We start from the raw sequence: 16,559 nt of genomic DNA on the forward strand, positions 1-16,559 counted from the left end.
GAGCTCAGCGCAGTTCGACCTGGACGCCCTCCTCGGTGAGGAAGGCGACCAGGTCGTCGAAGGTGAGGGCGGGCAGCCAGGTCGCACGGTCGTAGCCGGGGACCAGGTGGCGGCGGGCGACCTCCGAGTCGTGCCAGATCAGGCGGAACCCGGGGGTCGCGCCGCCGTCGCCGGTGGCGGCGTTCTCGTGCAGCCAGAACAGGTCGCCGCCGAACCAGCCGCCGGGGCCGTTGATCGCCTCGCCGATCGCGCAGTAGAAGCCGTCGATGTCGGTGACGTGGCGGCCGTCCAGGTGGTAGACGGTGCCCGCGGGCTTGTCCGGTGCGTGCCGGCGGTGGATCGCGGCGGCGTGCACCCACAGGCAGCGGCCGCTGCGGTCGAGGTCCGCCCACAGGTTGGGCCCGGCCGGGCCGCCGGCGCGCCACATGTCCCACAGCGGGCGTTCGTTGGCCGCGAGGGGCTCCGGGATCCGCGCGTCCAGGGTGACGTCGACGAGGTCGCCGCCGAGCGCGGACGGGCGCGTGCCCGTGACGCTGCCGAACACGCGGCGGCTCCAGCCCGTCGTGTGGGCAGTGCCGTCGACGCGGACGTGGGCCAGTTCGGCCTCGAGCGATCCGGTGAGCCCGGGCCGGCAGCCGAGCAGGGTCAGCGGGGGACCCGGCGGCCAGATGCCGGCCCGTTGACGGAACAGGCCCGTGACGGCACGGCACTCACCGGCCGCCGTCCCCCCGGTGGCGTCGTGCGTCCCGTACCACGCGATCATCCGGTAGCCGGAGACGTCGGGCGCGGTGGTGCCGTCGCGATTGGCGTTGTCGTCGCGGCGATGGCCTTCGAGGTCGACGTCGAGCAGCCCGGACCCGTCCGCGGCGGGCCGGTGACCGACGAGCCGGACGTCGAGCAGCTCCTCCATGATGTCCAGGCACTGCCGGCACGAATCCTCGCAGCGCTCGCCGACCGGCCGGCCGGGGACGTGGGCGCCCTCCACGATGAGGTTGCCCAGCCAGGCCGGCCCGGTGCCGTCGATCGCGGCGAGCAGCGGGCCGGACGGGGCGCAGCCCACCAGGGTGTAGCGCTCATACGACGGCTCGGCCGGGAACAGGCCGTCGACGAAGAGCCCGTCGATGTCCGTGCAGTCGGTCAGGACGGCACGGGTCTCCTCGTCGAGCAGGCGCCAGCGCAGCGGAATCGGCACACGCCGACCCTAGCCGCCCCCGGCTGAGCGCTGCCTGAGCCGCCGGCACCGGCAACTGCAAGAATCCTCGGATGGTGACGACGTTGACAGTCGACTGCGGTGGTGGCGGGCTCAAGGCCGCCGTGGTCGACGACACCGACACGCTGTGCAGCGAGCCGGTGCGGGTGCCGACGCCGTACCCGCTGCCGCCGGCCCGGCTGGTGGAGGCGCTGCTCGGCATCGCGGCGGGGCTGCCGGCCGCGGACCGGGTCACCGTCGGGCTGCCGGGGATGATCCGGCACGGGGTGGTCGTCGCGACGCCGCACTACGTCAACGAGGCCGGGCCGCACACGCCGGTCGACCCTGAGCTGTTCGCGCTGTGGAAGGGTTTCGACGCCCGGGCCGACCTCGAGCGGGCCTTCGCCCGGCCGGTGCTGGTGCTCAACGACGCCGAGGTGCACGGGGCCGCGCTCGTCGAGGGCAGCGGCCTGGAGCTGGTGCTGACGCTCGGCACCGGGCTCGGCAGCGCCCTGTTCGACGGCGGTCGGCTCGCCCCGCACCTGGAGCTGTCGCACGCGCCGTACTCGAAGAACCGCACGTATGACGACGTCCTCGGTGAGCTGGAGCGGCAGCGGCTCGGCGACCGGCGCTGGTCGCGGCGGGTGCTGCGGATCGTGGACGGGCTGCGGCCGGTGTTCCGCTGGGACCGGCTGTACCTCGGCGGCGGCAACGCCGAGCGCCTCGCCGTGACCATGCCCGACGACGTGCGCCTGGTCCCGAACCAGGCCGGGGTGCGCGGCGGCTCACGGGCGTGGACGCTCATCGGCGTGTAACGCCCGTTCTGTCCGAAATATACCTTACTGTGATGCGGTGACCACGGTATGTGACGACGTGCTGGAGACCGCCAGGGGTGCCGTGGCCGCGCTGCGCGCGCTGCCGCCGCCGGCCGCCGACACCGGCGTCCCCGTGGTGCTGTGCCCGGGGCTGATCGGCTCGAAGGAGGACTTCCTGCCGCTGCCCGCGCTGGCCGCCGCCGGGTACCGCGCCTACGCCTACGACTACCGTGGCCACTACGGCGCCTCGTGCGACGCCTCGGCCGACGCTTTGTCCGACCGTGATCATTCCATCCGGCGGCACGCCGACGACCTGCTCGCCGTCCTGGACGCCGTCGCCGGCGGCGGGGACGCCGGGACGCCGCACGTCGTCGGGCACTCCTACGGCGGGTTCGTGGTCCGCGCCGCCGCCCTCGCCGACCCCGGCCGGCTGCGCTCCGCGGCCCTCATCGGCTGCGGCCCCGGCATGGACAGCCCGAAACACCGCAAGATCCTCGGCGGGTTCGACCACACCCTGTCGCTGCAGGGCAACGCCGTCATGTGGCCCGTCGTGCGCCGCCTCATCCCCGAGGACGACACCGCCCGGCGCGAGTTCTGGCGGACCCGGCTGCGGCTGATGCGCCCCGCGTTCGTCCGCGGCGCCCTCGAGGCCCTCGCCGGCGAGTCCGACCGCGCCGACGACCTGCGCGCCACCCGGCTGGCGCTGCTCGTCCTGCACGGCCACCGGGACCGCAAACTGTGGTCCTCGACCGAGTTCGCCGGCTACGCCGAACGCGCCGGCGCGTCCCTGGCCGTCATCGACGGCGCCTCCCACAGCCCCAACCTCGAACAGCCCGGCCCCACCGCCGAGGCGCTGCTGCGGTTCTGGGCCGAGACCGACCGGCGGCGGGCCCTGCGCACGTTCGTCGACCTGGTCCGCCCATCGGCGCACCCCGACCCGTACCCGGCCTACGCGCGGCTGCGCGGCGCCACCCCCGTGCTGCCGGTGCAGCTGCCCGGCAAGACCGAGGCGGTGGTGCTCACCCGGTACGCCGACTGCGCGCGCCTCCTGCAGGACGCCACGTTCGTCAGCGCCGGCGAGGCACCCGACCTGCTCACCGCCGGCTGGCGCGAACACCGCCTGGTGCGCTGCCTGTACCAGTCGTTCGGCTGGCGGGAAGGCGCCGCGCACCTGCCGCTGCGCACCGCACTCGCCCGCCGGCTCACCCCGCGCCGCTGCCCCGTCCAGCACGCCGACGTCGTCGACGTCGCCACCCGCGTCCTGGACGGCTTCGCGGTGCGCCTCGCCGGGGGAGCGACGGTCAACCTCGCCGACGCCGTCGCCGTGCCGTTCGCGTCGCTGGTCACCGGCCGGCTCCTCGGCATCCCCGACGCCGACGCGCTGCGCCTCGGCGTGGCCGCCCGGGCCGGCAGCGCCGCGTTCGAACCGTTCATCACGCCCCGGCAGCGCACCGCGATGGCAGCGGCCGGCGACACCATCATCGACACGCTCGCCGCTCATGCCGCGCTTTCCGGCGGCGGCCTTCTGGACGTGGTACGCGCGCACCGGCCGGACGGCGGCGAGCAGTACCACGGCGACCTCACCCTGCTGTTCGGCGCCGCCTACGACTCCCCGGCGAGCCTCGTCACCCTCGGCGCCCGGCTCCTGCTCACCCACCCCGCACAGGCCGCGCTGCTGCGCGAGGATCCTTCCCTCGCCGAGCAGGCCGTCGAGGAGATCCTGCGCTACGACCCGCCGGTGCAGGTGGCGGTACGCATCGCGACCGTGCCCTGCTCGTTCGGCGACGTCGCCGTCTCACGCGGCACCGCACTGCTCGGGATCCTCGGCGCCGCCAACCGCGACCCCGCGTACACATCAGATCCCGACGAGTTCCGGATCCTGCGGCGTACCACACGGCCGCCGCTGTCCTTCGGCGCCGGACGGCACTACTGCCCCGGCTCGGCCCTGGCCCGCACCCACGCCCGGGTGCTGTTCCCGATGCTGCTGCGCCGCTTCCCCGGCCTGCGCCTCGCGGGACCGCCCCGGTTCCGCTCGCCCGGCACGATGCTGCGCGGCGTCGAAGACCTCCCCGTCGTCCTGGATGAATGCGAGACCACCTGATGCGGGTGCTGTTCACGATCAACCCGGCGCCCGGCCACCTGTACGCCCTCGTCCCCCTCGCCTGGGCGATGCACCTGCGCGGCCACGAGGTCCTCGTCGCCGCGCCGCAGTCGATGGGCCAGCAGATCCGCCGTGCCGGGCTCAGCCACGCCGTCGTCGGCGGCGACGCGTCGTTCTTCGAGCTGTGGCCCGCCCACGTGCCGCTCGGCGGCAACGACACCCTCGACCTCGCCGTGTTCGCCGCCATCGCCGAACGCACCGGCCCCGACGTCGTCGCCCTCGCCCGCGCCTGGCGGCCCGACCTCATCGTCACCGAACCCGTCGAGTACGCCGCGCCCCTCGCCGCCACGCTCCTGGGCATCCCGTGGGTCCTGCACCACTGGGGGCTGCCCGTGCCCGGCGCCCTGCACCGCGCCGCTCTCGCCGACGTCGCCGACCGGCTGCTGCGCCTCGCCGACACCCTCGGCGTCTGCGGGGCGACCGCCGCGCCGCTCGCGACGGTCGACACCTGCCCGCCGTCGCTGCGGCTCCCAGGCTCCGTCGCCGGCTCGGGCCCTTTTTCTGGCGTGTGCCTGCCTATGCGGTACGTGCCGTACAACAGTGCCAGCACGCTGCCCGACTGGTTGTTCGCTCCCCGCGTCCGCCCGCGCGTGTGCGTCTCCATGGGCACCGTGCCGATCCCCGAGGGCGTCGACGGGCTCACCGCCGCCGTCTCCGGCATGCGGGACCTGGACGTCGAGGTCGTCGTCAGCGGCGCCGGCGTGCACGGCATCGAGGACCTGCCCCCCAACGCCCGGCGCGTCGGCTGGCTGCCGCACCACGTGCTGCTGCCGACCTGCGACCTGTTCGTCCACCACGGCGGCTCCGGCAGCTCGATGGCCGCCCTCGGCGCCGGCCGCCCGCAGCTGGTCCTGCCGCAGATGTGCGACCAGTTCAGCATCGCCGACCGGCTCACCGCCGCCGGCGTCGCACGCAGCGTCGCCTTCGCCGACCGGTCCCCGGACGCGGTCCGCGCCGCCGTACGGGCGCTGCTCGCCGACACCGCCGTCACCCGCCGCGCCGGCCGCGTCCGCGACGAGATCGCCGCGATGCCCCCACCCGACGCCGTCGTGGCGAGTCTGGCGGGACTGACGGGCCGGGCCCGACCTGGCATGGTGGAAGCATGTGCAGGAACATCCGGGTACTGAACAACTTCGAGCCACCGGCGACCGAGGACGAGATCGAGGCCGCCGCGGTGCAGTACGTGCGCAAGGTCAGCGGCATGACCCGCCCCTCGCAGGCGAACCAGGCCGCCTTCGACGCGGCGGTCGCAGCCGTCGCCGCCGCCACGCGCGAGCTGCTCGGGTCGCTGGTGACGCAGTCACCGCCGCGCGACCGTAAAATCGAGGCCGCGAAGGCGAAGGCGCGCGCAGCCGAGCGGTACGGCACCCGCGACTGATCCCTGCCCTTACGACGCCGTCGTCGGCGTGCACCCGTCGCGGCCCGGGACGGCGACCATCGGCGGCCACGAGATCGAAGTGATCGTCGGGCCCGACCTGATCCGCTCCTACGGCGGGCCGTTCCCGGTGATGTACCTGACCGCCGAGGGCCGCTGCACCGGCAGCTCCCGCCTGGCGTCGATCGGGTTCGGATCACGGTTCGGCGGCTGACGGAACGCTTCGCCGGGGCGTCGCGTCGCACCGGGCATGAAGCGTCTCCTCGTCCTGTTCGCCGCCGTCGCCGTCGCCGCTCTGATCATCGGGCCGGCGCTGGCCCGCCGCGGGCCGGTCTACCGCCTCGCGTGCCCGGAGTCTGTCACCGCCTACGGGCAGATGCCACGGCCCGCGGTCCCGGTCGTCGGCGGTGCGTATGTGGCCGAGGTCGGCGACCGCTTCGCCGTCGGCGGCCATCGCGACCCCATGCCCGAAGGCCGGCCGCGGCTCGGTGGCGACGCGACGGTCGTCCGGTACGACCATGCCGAGACCTCGCCGACCGGGCAGCGGTGCGGGCGGGTGGTGGCCGGCTACCGGTACCACGTCTACGTCGCCGAGCACGCCGGTGACGTGGTCATCGACGGCCATCAGGTGCGGATCAGCGATCGACCCTGATCCGTCGAAAAATTTCACGGCATGGTCAGCATCTTGCGGTGAAGCATTGACCAAGTTACGGTTCGATCCTTCATCGTTGCCGTTCCCCGCCAGGAGCGTGTCATGCGTGTCATGCGCCGTGCCCTCATCCACCTCCTGCCGGCAGCATTGACGCTGGCCGCAGCCATCGCCCTGCCAGCACCCGCGAACGCCGACGCCACCACCGTCTCCGTGGACAACCTGCGCACCGGCTGGGACAGCGCCGAGCCCGGCCTCGCGCCGTCGGCCGTCTCCGCCTCCGACTTCGGCCAGCTGTTCTCGACCACCGTCAACGGGCAGGTGTACGCGCAGCCGATCGTCGCCGCCGGCACGCTGATCACCGTCACGGAGAACAACTGGGTGTACGGGCTCAACCCCGCGACCGGCGCCGTGACCTGGTCGCGCAGCGTCGGCCCGGCGTGGCCCGCGTCCGCGATCGGCTGCGGGGACCTGGTGCCGAACATCGGCATCACCAGTACCCCCGTCTACGACCCGGCGACCGGCGCCGTGTTCTTCATGGCCAAGGTCAACGACGGGCCGGACGCCGACCACCCGCACTTCTACCTGCACTCGATCAACCCCGCGACCGGCGCGGAGCGGGCCGGCTGGCCGGTGACGATCCAGGGCTCGCCGACCAACGACCCGGGCACCACGTTCAACGCGAAGACCGCGGCGCAGCGGCCCGGCCTGCTGCTGCTCGACGGCGTCGTCTACGCCGGGTTCGCCAGCCACTGCGACTACGGCCCGTACGTCGGGTACGTCGCCGGCGTGCGTACCACGACCCCGCAGATGACGACGTTGTGGTCGACCGAGGCGGGCCGCAGCAACGGCATGGCCGGCATCTGGCAGTCCGGCGGCGGTCTCGTCTCCGACGGGTCGGGCCGGATCATCGTGGCCACCGGCAACGGCGTCTCGCCCGCACCCGGCCCCGGCACCAGCCCGCCCGGGACCCTCGCCGAGTCGGTGATCCGCCTGCAGGTCAACGGCGACGGCTCGCTGACCGCCAAGGACTTCTTCAGCCCGTTCAACAACAGCCGGCTCGACCAGGACGACACCGACTTCGGCTCCGGCGGCCCGATGGCGCTGCCCGCCGGCTTCGGCACCCCCGCCCACCCGCGGCTGCTGGTGCAGACCGGGAAAGACGGCCGCGTGTACCTCCTCGACCGGGACAACCTGGGCGGCAACGCGCAGGGCCCGGGTGGCGGCGACGCGTCCGTCGGCCCGCCGGCCGGACCGTACAACGGCGTCTGGGGACACCCGGCGTTCTGGGGCGGCGACGGCGGCTACGTGTACCAGGTCGAAAACCAGGGCTTCCTGCGCGCGTTCAAGTACGGCGTCAACGGCGCGGGCCTGCCCGTCCTCACGTCCGCCGGGACCAGCGCGTCGACGTTCGGGTACACCTCGGGCTCGCCGGTCGTCACGTCCACCGGCACCACGTCGGGCTCGGCGATCGTGTGGGCCGTCTACAGCGACGGGTCCAACGGCGCCAACGGCCAGCTCCGCGCCTACGACGCGCTGCCGGTCAACGGCAGGCTCAACCTGCGCTACAGCGCGCCGATCGGCGTCGCGACGAAGTTCGTCACGCCCGCCACCGACGGCGGCCGGGTCTTCATCGGCACCCGCGACGGGCACCTCATCGGCTTCGGCCGGCCCACCACGGCGGCGCTGACCAGCAGCCCCACCGACTTCGGCAGCGTGGCCGTCGGCAGCACCGCCAACGCCACCGTCACCGTGACCGCCACCCGCGCCGTGAGCATCTCCGCGATCTCGACGACCGCGCCGTTCGCCGCGACCCCGCCGGCGCTGCCGGTGAACCTCACCACCGGGCAGACCCTGTCCGTGCCGGTGCGGTACACGCCCACCGCGACCGGCGGCGCCACCGGCAGCCTGACGTTCACCACCAACGCCGGCACCGTCCCGTTCGACCTGCACGGCGTCGGCACCCGGCCCGGGCTCGGCGCCACCCCGTCGGCGCTGTCGTTCGGCACCGTGCCGACCGGCGCGAACAAGACCCTCGGCGTCAGCATCACCAACACCGGCACGACCGCGGTCACCGTCACCGGGTTCACCGCGCCGGCCGCACCGTTCACCGCCACCGGCTTCCCCGGCACCGGCACCACCCTCGCCGCCGGCGCGTCCGTCTCCGTCACCGTCCGGTACACCCCGACCGCCGCCGGCAACCACAGCAGCGCGTTCATCGTCACGAGCAGCGCCGGCTCGGTCACCGTCCCAGTCACCGGCACCGCCGTCACGGGCTCGCCGCACCTGACCATCACCCCGAACCCGGTCGCGTTCGGGCAGGTGCCGGTCGGGCAGACCGCGACACAGACCTTCGACATCGCCAACACCGGCAACATCACGCTCACCCTGACGAAGGCCGCACCGCCGGTCGGCGCGTTCAACACGACCACACCGGTGTCGGAGGGCCAGCAGCTGTCGCCGGGTGACGTCATCCACCAGACCGTCACGTTCACCCCGTCCGCGCAGGGCGCCCAGTCGGCGGTGTACTCGATCACCGGCGACGACGGCCAGGGCGCGATCCTCGTGCAGCTCACCGGCACGGGGGTGACCGGCACCGGCACCACCAACCTGGCCGCGGGCCGGCCGGCCACGGCCTCCAGCGCGCAGCCCGGCTACCCGGCGGGCAACGCCACCGACACCGACGTGAACTCCTACTGGGAGAGCGCCAACAACGCCTTCCCGCAGTGGATCCAGACCGACCTCGGCGCCACCTCCGCGATCGGCAAGGTGACCCTGCGGCTGCCCCCGGCCGCGGCCTGGGCGACCCGCCGGCAGACGGTCGCGGTCCTCGACGGCGCCACCGGCACCGTGCTCAAGCCCGCCGCCGAGTACATCTTCGACCCGGCGACCGGCAACACGGCCGACATCGCGGTCACCGCCAGCGTGCGGCACGTGCGGCTGCAGATCACCGCCAACACCGGCTGGCCCGCCGGGCAGGTGTCGAGCCTGGAGGTGTACGGGTCGGGCGGCGGTCCCGCCACCCTCACCCTGGCCCCGGCGTCCCTCGCGTTCGAGGACACCGCCGTCAACGACAACAGCGACTGGCAGACCGTCACCGTCACCAACACCGGGACGGGCCCGGCGACCGTCTCCGGGATCACCGCGACCGGCGACTTCACCCGGGTCACCACGTGCGGCACGGTCATCGCCGCGGGCGCCAACTGCACGATCACGGTTACGTTCCATCCCTCCGCCGCGGGTACGCGCACCGGCACGCTCACGGTCGTGAGCAGCGCCACCAACGGCACCGCCACGGTCGGGCTCTCCGCGGCCGGCGTCGTGCCGACAGCAAGCCGCGCCGCAGAAGAACGCCGAAGAACGCCACCATCCACCGTCAATACAGGACTGACCGTCACCAACACCGGCACCGCCGCCGCGACCGTCTCCGCGGTCACGGTCGCCGGCGACTACAACGACGCAGACCGCGAACGCGATCGCGGACGACCGGCAGCTTCACCAGATCGGATCACGTGGACAAACCCAACGGACCAGGTGAGCGTGGGGGGGACAGCCGACCCAGCCAGGCAGACGCTCCGGCAACGTGGTGGACTGCAACCCGAACATCTGGGAGGGAGCGCGTGCCTGCGGGTCACCGCGTGTGTGGAGGGCAGACGACCTCTTGTCGGTGGGCCGGGTCACACACCCCCCCCCCCCCCCCCCCCCCCCCCCCCCCCCCCCCCGCGCGCGCGGGTGTGTGGGGGTGGTGTGGCGCGCGGGGTGGGCGTGCGTGTGGGGGGGTGGGGTGTGCGATGGGGGGTGTGGTGTGCCCCGTGTGCGTGTGTGCGCGCGCGCGCGCAGCGCGCGCGCGCGCGGGGGGGGGGGGGGGGGGGCTTAACAGCGGGGGTAGAAAAAGTTTGCGTTGTGATATAAGTCATCCGTGCGTCTGGGGTAATCACCCGGTTGACGCGATTTAACGAACCGGACGTTCATCACCAAACGACTTCCGTGAGCACTAGGTTCACTCGACGACATGAGTGCGCCGCGCCAGAGGATTCGCCCGCCAGCGGGGCCACGGGAGGTTCGACGTGTGGAAGGGCCGCCTGGCCATCGTTGCGTTGCTGTTCGTGTCACTGCTCGCGGGGCTGTCGATGCTCACCGTCGGCGGCGCGAGCGACGACCAGCTTGAGGTCTATTCGTGGTGGACGGGACCCGGCGAGGAAGAGGGCCTGGCCGCGATGGCCGAGGCCTTCGAAGCGGCGAACCCCGGCATCCGGTTCGTCAACGCCGCCGTGTCCGGCGGCGCCGGCTCCAACGCCAAGGCGATCCTCGCCAGCCGGCTGCTGGCCAACGACCCGCCCGACTCCTACCAGCGCCACGCCGGTCTCGAACTGCTCGACGACGTGCGCTCCGGCAAGGTCCAGGACCTGACCGACCTGTACGAGCAGCAGGGCTGGCGGAAGGTCTTCCCGAAGGGCCTGCTGGACAACCTCACCATCGACGGCAAGATCTACGCCGTCCCGGTCAACATCCACCGGGCGAACCTCATCTGGTACAACCCGCGCACGCTGCGTGAACTCGGGCTTTCGGGTCCCCCGAAGACGTGGTCGGACTTCCTCGCCCAGGCGGACACCATCCGCGGCAAGGGCAAGGTGCCGCTCGCCGTCGGCCCGGAGTGGACGCCATCCACCTCATGGAGGCACCAGCGGACTCTTCGGCGAGCTCGGCGTCAACGACCTAGGCCCAGACGCCGGCCCTGAACATGTTCGGCAAGGTGCTCGGCAACTCCGACGTGAAGTCCGCCGGGTGCAGGCTGTGTGGGTGTGCGCGTGTGCGTGTGCGCGCGCGTGTGCGCGGCTGGGTGTGTGGAGCACGACACACACACGCCCCCCGGCCCCCCGCGGCGCGCCCCCCCGCCCCGACGCCCCGCCCCCGCCCGGCACCGACGGCATGTACGACTTCCTCTCCGACTCCTTCACCCTGCCGACCGGGGTGCGCAGCCCCGACCTCTCCCGCAAGTGGCTCATCGAGTGCGGCTCCGCATCCGGACAGAACCTCTTCAACCCGCTCAAGGGTTCCATCCCGGCCCGCACCGACGCCGAAGCCAACCTGTACCAGGGATACCTCGGCTGGACGCTGCAGCAGTGGCGCGACCCCAAGACCCGCATCGTCGGCTCCCTCGCGCACGGGGTCGTTGCCAACAACGCCTACAACGCCGAGATCGACTCGGCGCTCGGGCTGTACGTCCAGCACGGCGACCTGGGCAAGTTCGCCAGCACCGTGCAGCAGCAGTTCCAGGAGACACGATGAGCGCCCCCGTCCATGTGCCACGGCACTCCAACGCCCCGCCGCAGGCCCCGTTCACCCCACCCCCGGTGCGCCGCCGCAAGCACCGCGGCCCGGCGTGGCTGGCCGGGTTCCTCCTCGTGTCGCCGTCGCTCATCCTCATCGGCGTCTTCGTCTACGGCTTCCTGGGCTGGAACGTCCGCGTCTCCTTCACCAACTGGCGCGGCCTGTCGCCCTCCTACCATTTCGTGGGCCTGGACAACTACACGCGCCTGATGCGCGACGAACGCTGGCACGCCGACGTGCGCAACCTCGTCGTTTTCACCGCCGTCTTCGTCGGCGGCGCCCTGCTCCTCGGCTTCCTCATGGCGATGCTGCTGGACAAGGGCGTGCGCGGCGAAGGCTTCCTGCGCGGCGTGTTCCTCTTCCCGATGGCCATCTCGTTCATCGCCACCGCCATCGTCTGGCGCTGGCTGCTGGACAACGGCTCCGGCGACGACACCGCCGGGCTGAACAAGCTCTTCGCCGTCCTCGGCCTGGACTTCCTGCGCAGCGACTGGCACAAGTCCGACTCGATCTGGGCGATCGCCGCCGTGGCGCTCCCCGCCGGCTGGGCCCTCTCCGGGTACGTCATGGCCCTCTTCCTCGCCGGCATGCGCGGCGTACCGGAGGCCCTGCGCGAATCCGCCCGCCTCGACGGCGCCAGCGAGACCCAGGTCTTCTGGCACGTGGTCCGCCCCGCCCTGCGCCCCGTCACCTTCAGCGCCATGCTCATCATGATCCATATCTCGCTGAAGACGTTCGACCTGCTCTACGCCCTGGACCAGGGCAACCTCCGCATCGACACGCCCTCGCTCTACATGTGGTTCACCACCTTCGACGGCGGCTTCTACGACCGCGGCGCGACCATCGCCACGGTCCTGCTCATCGGCGTCGCCCTCGTCGTCGGCCCCTATGTCTGGTACGCACTGCGCACGGAACGGCGGTAGACGCATGGTGCCCTGGTTCGCCGTCTTCCTGCCTGCCGGACAGGGGAGTCGCATGCTGCTCCGGTCCGCTGCCTCCTCGCCCGCTGGACGGGGGTAGTCGCATGGTGCGCGCCACCGCCACGGTGCCCCGGCACGTGGTCACCGACCCCATCCCGCCCGCGTCGTCCAAAGCCGCCGGCGGCGCCCGCAGCGTCGTGCGTTACGTCGTGCTGTGGGCCCTCGCGTGTTTCTTCCTCCTGCCGGTGTACGTCCTCGTCGTGACCTCCTTCAAGGACCCCGTCGACGTGTCGGTGACGCGGATCTGGGACCTGCCGACCAGCCTCTCCATGGACAACTTCGGCCTCGTGTGGCCCAAGCTCTCCTCCGGCTTCCGCAACAGCCTCTCCCTGGCGATCCCGGCCAGCCTCCTGTCGGCCCTGCTCGGCTGCGCCAACGGCTTCGTGCTGTCGAAGATCCGCTTCCCGTTCTCCAACGTCGTCTTCCCGCTGATCCTGTTCGGCATCTTCGTGCCCTACCAGGCCGTCATCATCCCCGTCTCGCAGACCATGACGGCGGTCGGCCTGCGCGGCGGCAACGACCCGACGGGCGGCCTCGCCGGCCTGATGCTCATCCACATCATCTACGGCCTGCCGATCACCACCCTCATCTTCCGCAACCACTTCGTCGCGATGTCCAACACCCTGCTCGAGTCCGCCCGCCTCGACGGCGCCGGCATCCTGCGCAGCTTCGTCGACATCGCCGTGCCCCTCGCCAAACCGGCCTTCGCCGTCGCGATCATCTGGCAGTTCACCTCCTCCTGGAACGACTTCATGTTCGGCGCCATGATGACCAGCCGCGACTCCTGGCCGGTGACGATCGCCCTCAACAACATCGCCGGCGGCCAGTCCGTCCCCTTCGGCCAGGCGATGGCAGGCGCCCTGCTCGTGAGCCTGCCCACACTCGCCCTGTACATCATGTTGGGCCGCTTCTTCATGCGAGGCCTGCTCGCCGGCACCCTGCAGGACTGACATGGGTGCCGTACTCACCCCCTCATAGGCAGAATTACCGATGCGCCGGACCTGCCCTTGCCGCGATGCTCCTCCCTGCGATCGATCACCGACCACGGAGGTGCTGTCATGAACACCATCACGCGCGGCTGGGCGGGTCCAAGCCTCACCGGCCCTGGATGACGCTCGACGAAACGGCCCCACAGCCTGCCCCGTCCTGCCCCCACACCTATGACCGTCCCGGCCCGACTATGCCGCGACGCTCATCCCACACGGGCCGTCCGGCCGCCGTCCACGACAGCGACCGGACGCCCACCACCACTCAGCCGCTCGGCTTGCCCAACTGCCACGCCGCTCCGGCCCGCTCGGCTTGCCCAACTGCCACGCCGCTCCGGCCCGCTCGGCTTGCCCAACTGCCACGCCGCTCCGGCCCGCTCGGCTTGCCCAACTGCCACGCCGCTCGGCCCGCTCGGATTGCCCGGCCGCCACGCCGCTCGGCCCGCTCGGATTGCCCGGCTGGGACGCCGCTCCGGCCCGCCCGGCTGCCGCGCCGCTCGGCCCGCTCGGATTGCCCGGCTGGGACGCCGCTCCGGCCCGCCCGGCTGCCGCGCCGCTCGGCCCGCTCGGATTGCCCGGCTGGGACGCCGCTCCGGCCCGCCCGGCTGCCGCGCCGCTCGGCCCGCTCGGATTGCCCGGCTGCGATGCTGCTCCGGCCCGCTCGGATTGCCCGGCTGGGACGCCGCTCCGGCCCGCCCGGCTGCCGCGCCGCTCGGCCCGCTCGGATCGCCCGGCTGCGACGCCGCTCCAGTCCGCTCGGCTTGCCCGGCTGCCATGCCGTTCAGCCGCTCCGCCCGCCTCGCCGCTGTGCCGCTCTGCAGCCCCTGGCCGCCGCCCCGTCGCCCGACGTTCCGTCGGTCAGGTGATCTGGCGGGGCTGCGCTGCATACCCGCACTCGCACCGGAAGCCGTAGATCGAGCCGCCCACCCCGCCGAACTCGCCGGTCCGCACCTGTCCGACGAACCACATCGGCCGCTCGCAGCAGGCGGGCCACTGCGGATGTGCCTGCAACCACTCGGGTCGCCCGCCGAGCCGCCCGACGTCGTCCCACCGCCGCTCGCCGACGGGGGCGAGCCGCATCCGCAGCGGCTGCGGGGCGTCGTCCGGCGGATATCCGGGGCACGACTCGGCGCGCTCCTCGTCGAACCTCCCCAGCCGCCAGCCGTAGTCGCCGCGCAGGTCCTCGTCGGCGTCGCACTCCGAGCAGAAGCTCATCACGAACGGGTGCCCGCCTCCCCGGAGCGCGGGCGGCAACAGCGCGTCGCCCACCAGCAGCGGCACCGTGAGCGGCAGCGCACAGCCGAGCCCGCGCGGATCCTCGAACACCGTGGCCGGGTCGACGAACGCCGCCAGCCGCGGGTCGCCCTTCCACGCGGTCACGATCGTGCGGGACGCCGGCGCATACCGGCGCTCGGCAGGGCCGTCCGCCGGCACCCATACGCCACGCTCGCCGCACATCCTGCCGACCGCCTCGGATGCCCGCGCCAGCCGCGCCAGGTGGGCGAGGGCCCGGTCGGTGTCGACCCCGAGCAGCAGCTCGACCCGCGCCGAGTCGAGGTCCGCGGGTGTCTCGTATCGCCGGACCTCGGCGGGCGGTGACGCGGCGATCCGATCGGCGAGACGGTCCACGATGTCGTCGGGGGCGCCTTCGGACGTCTGCCAGAAGCCGACCCAGTCGGCGTCGATGAGCCGGGCCACGGCCGCGTCGGTGAAGTCCTCCAGCACCGTGCCACGATAACGGCCGCTCATGCCACGAACCTGATCTCTGGATACCGCGGCGACGCCGCGTCGAGCAGCGCCGAGCCGACGCCACGCAGGTGGAGGTCGAAGAACGCGCCGACGTGCGCCCTGGCCACGGCCACCACCCGGGGGCCGTCGATCGTGCCGTATGCGTCGATGGTCTGCGCGCCGGGCAGCGCGGCCAGGGTCGGCACCATCAGCACCGAGTCGTGGAAGGAGAGGTGCCGCGCGTCGGGCATCCGCAGCTCGCGGTGCCAGCCGCGGAGATGGTCGGCGAACGCGCCCCATCCCGGGGTGTTGCCGCGGTCGGTGTCGCCCGCGGCGAACAGCAGGAACGGCCGGTCCAGGCCGGTGGCGGCGTCGGCGCCGTAGAGTGCGCCGTCGAGATTGATCCCGGCGCGGATGCGGCGGTCGTCGTGCATCGCCTGGGCGGCCGTGGCGCCGCCGAGTGAATGGCCGAAGGCGCCGACGCGGGTCAGCCGCAGCGAGCCGCGCGTCCCGGCCGGGAGGCGGCGGTGCTCCACGTCGGGGTTGCCGCCGGCGTCGAGGATCGCCAGGCGGTCCAGCACGAAGCGGAGGTCGGCGGAGCGGACGGCGACCATCTTCGCCGCGAACGCGTCGAACTGCGCGGGGTCCTCGATCTGCGCGATCAACGCCATGATCGTGTTGGGCTCCACCCGTCCGCCTGGGAACTCGACGGCCAGGGGGTCGTGGGTGTGGTCGACGGTCACCACCACGTGGCCACGGCTGGCGAGGTCCTCCACGAGCGCGGCGCTGGAGTTGCGCTCGGCGCCGAAACCGGGCGAGAACAGCACGACCGGCCAGCCGCCCTGCCGAGCGGCGAGCGGGGCACCGGTGTGCGCGTGTGTGCGGACCTCGGCCAGGCCCGGCAGGTCCCGTGGGACGCCGCTGACCGTCTCGGCGAGGTCCCGCCCGACCGGCCCGGCCTCCGCCTGGGTGAGCCACGGCGCGGGTGGCCCGGCCGGACGTGCCGTCGGATACCACAACTGGATCATGAGTTCTCTGGGCCTGGCGGGCGTCACCCACGGATCGGTCCGGGACGGGTCGACGAGATGCAGTGGCACCGTCCCGATCGGATGCGGCCCGGTCGGTGCGGGCAGCCGGAACGCCGGCCTGGTGCCCCGGGCGGCAGCGGCCGGCAGCGCGGGGAACAAGGTCAGAGCGGTGCCGATGGTGGCGGCGCCCAGCAGCCGGCGGCGGGACAGGGCCAGGGGATGCATGGTGGGGTCCTCTCGCTTGTGTGCCGCCGAAGGTAGCCCCGCCCCGGTGCTCGCGTCGTCGTACCCACGACCGACCCGGATCCGGCGGTGTC

At 73.0% G+C, this 16,559-nt stretch carries 14 protein-coding genes; 11 read left to right on the plus strand and 3 right to left on the minus strand.

What is annotated here, in order from left to right; genetic code table 11:
• Nucleotides 1-4: 4 nt before the first annotated feature.
• On the minus strand, nucleotides 5-1,192 hold the full coding sequence (locus OHA72_RS24145) for a barstar family protein (protein ID WP_327010053.1): 1,188 nt from the start codon (nucleotides 1,190-1,192) through the stop codon (nucleotides 5-7).
• Between the two features lie 71 nt (nucleotides 1,193-1,263).
• Between OHA72_RS24145 and OHA72_RS24150 the strand changes: the two genes are divergently transcribed.
• From OHA72_RS24150 to OHA72_RS24200, 11 genes are all read left to right on the plus strand, one after another.
• A complete protein-coding gene (locus tag OHA72_RS24150) occupies nucleotides 1,264-2,004 on the plus strand; it encodes an ROK family protein (RefSeq protein ID WP_327010054.1) in 741 nt (246 codons plus the stop codon).
• Nucleotides 2,005-2,041: 37 nt separating this feature from the next.
• Nucleotides 2,042-4,105, plus strand: a complete 2,064-nt coding sequence (locus tag OHA72_RS24155) for an alpha/beta fold hydrolase (RefSeq protein ID WP_327010055.1) — start codon at nucleotides 2,042-2,044, stop codon at nucleotides 4,103-4,105.
• Complete coding sequence (locus OHA72_RS24160; RefSeq protein WP_327010056.1) at nucleotides 4,090-5,292, plus strand: nucleotide disphospho-sugar-binding domain-containing protein; 1,203 nt, start codon at nucleotides 4,090-4,092, stop codon at nucleotides 5,290-5,292. The genes OHA72_RS24155 and OHA72_RS24160 overlap by 16 nt, the downstream gene beginning before the upstream one ends.
• Nucleotides 5,268-5,543 (plus strand): DUF2277 domain-containing protein, encoded by a 276-nt coding sequence (locus OHA72_RS24165; RefSeq protein ID WP_327010057.1) that lies wholly within the window; start codon nucleotides 5,268-5,270, stop codon nucleotides 5,541-5,543. Before OHA72_RS24160 ends, OHA72_RS24165 begins: the two co-directional genes overlap by 25 nt.
• Before the next feature lie 28 nt (nucleotides 5,544-5,571).
• Nucleotides 5,572-5,754 (plus strand): hypothetical protein, encoded by a 183-nt coding sequence (locus tag OHA72_RS24170; RefSeq protein ID WP_327010058.1) that lies wholly within the window; start codon nucleotides 5,572-5,574, stop codon nucleotides 5,752-5,754.
• 36 nt (nucleotides 5,755-5,790) lie between these two features.
• Complete coding sequence (locus OHA72_RS24175) at nucleotides 5,791-6,192, plus strand: hypothetical protein (RefSeq protein WP_327010059.1); 402 nt, start codon at nucleotides 5,791-5,793, stop codon at nucleotides 6,190-6,192.
• Nucleotides 6,193-6,294: 102 nt separating this feature from the next.
• Nucleotides 6,295-10,101, plus strand: coding sequence for a choice-of-anchor D domain-containing protein (locus OHA72_RS24180; RefSeq protein ID WP_327010060.1), 3,807 nt, complete (start codon nucleotides 6,295-6,297; stop codon nucleotides 10,099-10,101).
• Between the two features lie 155 nt (nucleotides 10,102-10,256).
• Entirely contained in the window at nucleotides 10,257-10,928 is a 672-nt protein-coding gene (locus tag OHA72_RS24185; protein ID WP_327010061.1) for an ABC transporter substrate-binding protein, read from the plus strand.
• A 190-nt stretch (nucleotides 10,929-11,118) separates the two neighbouring features.
• The gene (locus tag OHA72_RS24190) at nucleotides 11,119-11,478 is read left to right on the plus strand and encodes a hypothetical protein (protein WP_327010062.1); all 360 of its coding nucleotides are present in this window, start codon (nucleotides 11,119-11,121) and stop codon (nucleotides 11,476-11,478) included.
• Nucleotides 11,475-12,443 carry a carbohydrate ABC transporter permease gene (locus tag OHA72_RS24195; RefSeq protein WP_327010063.1) on the plus strand — a complete coding sequence of 323 codons (969 nt, stop codon included), beginning with the start codon at nucleotides 11,475-11,477 and terminating at the stop codon, nucleotides 12,441-12,443. Before OHA72_RS24190 ends, OHA72_RS24195 begins: the two co-directional genes overlap by 4 nt.
• Nucleotides 12,444-12,544: 101 nt before the next feature.
• On the plus strand, nucleotides 12,545-13,450 hold the full coding sequence (locus tag OHA72_RS24200) for a carbohydrate ABC transporter permease (RefSeq protein WP_327010064.1): 906 nt from the start codon (nucleotides 12,545-12,547) through the stop codon (nucleotides 13,448-13,450).
• A gap of 894 nt (nucleotides 13,451-14,344) precedes the next feature.
• Here the strand turns inward: OHA72_RS24200 and OHA72_RS24205 are convergent.
• Together OHA72_RS24205 and OHA72_RS24210 are read right to left on the minus strand one after the other, a co-directional pair.
• Nucleotides 14,345-15,235 (minus strand): hypothetical protein, encoded by an 891-nt coding sequence (locus OHA72_RS24205; RefSeq protein ID WP_327010065.1) that lies wholly within the window; start codon nucleotides 15,233-15,235, stop codon nucleotides 14,345-14,347.
• Entirely contained in the window at nucleotides 15,232-16,467 is a 1,236-nt protein-coding gene (locus tag OHA72_RS24210) for an alpha/beta hydrolase family protein (protein ID WP_327010066.1), read from the minus strand. The genes OHA72_RS24205 and OHA72_RS24210 overlap by 4 nt, the downstream gene beginning before the upstream one ends.
• Nucleotides 16,468-16,559: the final 92 nt, after the last annotated feature.

The sequence above is a fragment of the Dactylosporangium sp. NBC_01737 genome (assembly GCF_035963215.1).
In the GTDB taxonomy this organism is placed as follows: Bacteria; Actinomycetota; Actinomycetes; order Mycobacteriales; family Micromonosporaceae; genus Dactylosporangium.

Excerpts from the sequence above, each read along its gene's own strand:
- OHA72_RS24150 (WP_327010054.1), top strand. The coding sequence starts at position 1,264 with ATGGTGACGACGTTGACAGTCGACTGCGGTGGTGGCGGGCTCAAGGCC.
- OHA72_RS24160 (WP_327010056.1), top strand. The coding sequence starts at position 4,090 with ATGCGAGACCACCTGATGCGGGTGCTGTTCACGATCAACCCGGCGCCC.
- OHA72_RS24165 (WP_327010057.1), top strand. The coding sequence starts at position 5,268 with ATGTGCAGGAACATCCGGGTACTGAACAACTTCGAGCCACCGGCGACC.
- OHA72_RS24175 (WP_327010059.1), top strand. The coding sequence starts at position 5,791 with ATGAAGCGTCTCCTCGTCCTGTTCGCCGCCGTCGCCGTCGCCGCTCTG.
- OHA72_RS24180 (WP_327010060.1), top strand. The coding sequence starts at position 6,295 with ATGCGTGTCATGCGCCGTGCCCTCATCCACCTCCTGCCGGCAGCATTG.
- OHA72_RS24190 (WP_327010062.1), top strand. The coding sequence starts at position 11,119 with ATGTACGACTTCCTCTCCGACTCCTTCACCCTGCCGACCGGGGTGCGC.
- OHA72_RS24195 (WP_327010063.1), top strand. The coding sequence starts at position 11,475 with ATGAGCGCCCCCGTCCATGTGCCACGGCACTCCAACGCCCCGCCGCAG.
- OHA72_RS24200 (WP_327010064.1), top strand. The coding sequence starts at position 12,545 with ATGGTGCGCGCCACCGCCACGGTGCCCCGGCACGTGGTCACCGACCCC.
- OHA72_RS24205 (WP_327010065.1), bottom strand. The coding sequence starts at position 15,235 with ATGAGCGGCCGTTATCGTGGCACGGTGCTGGAGGACTTCACCGACGCG.
- OHA72_RS24210 (WP_327010066.1), bottom strand. The coding sequence starts at position 16,467 with ATGCATCCCCTGGCCCTGTCCCGCCGCCGGCTGCTGGGCGCCGCCACC.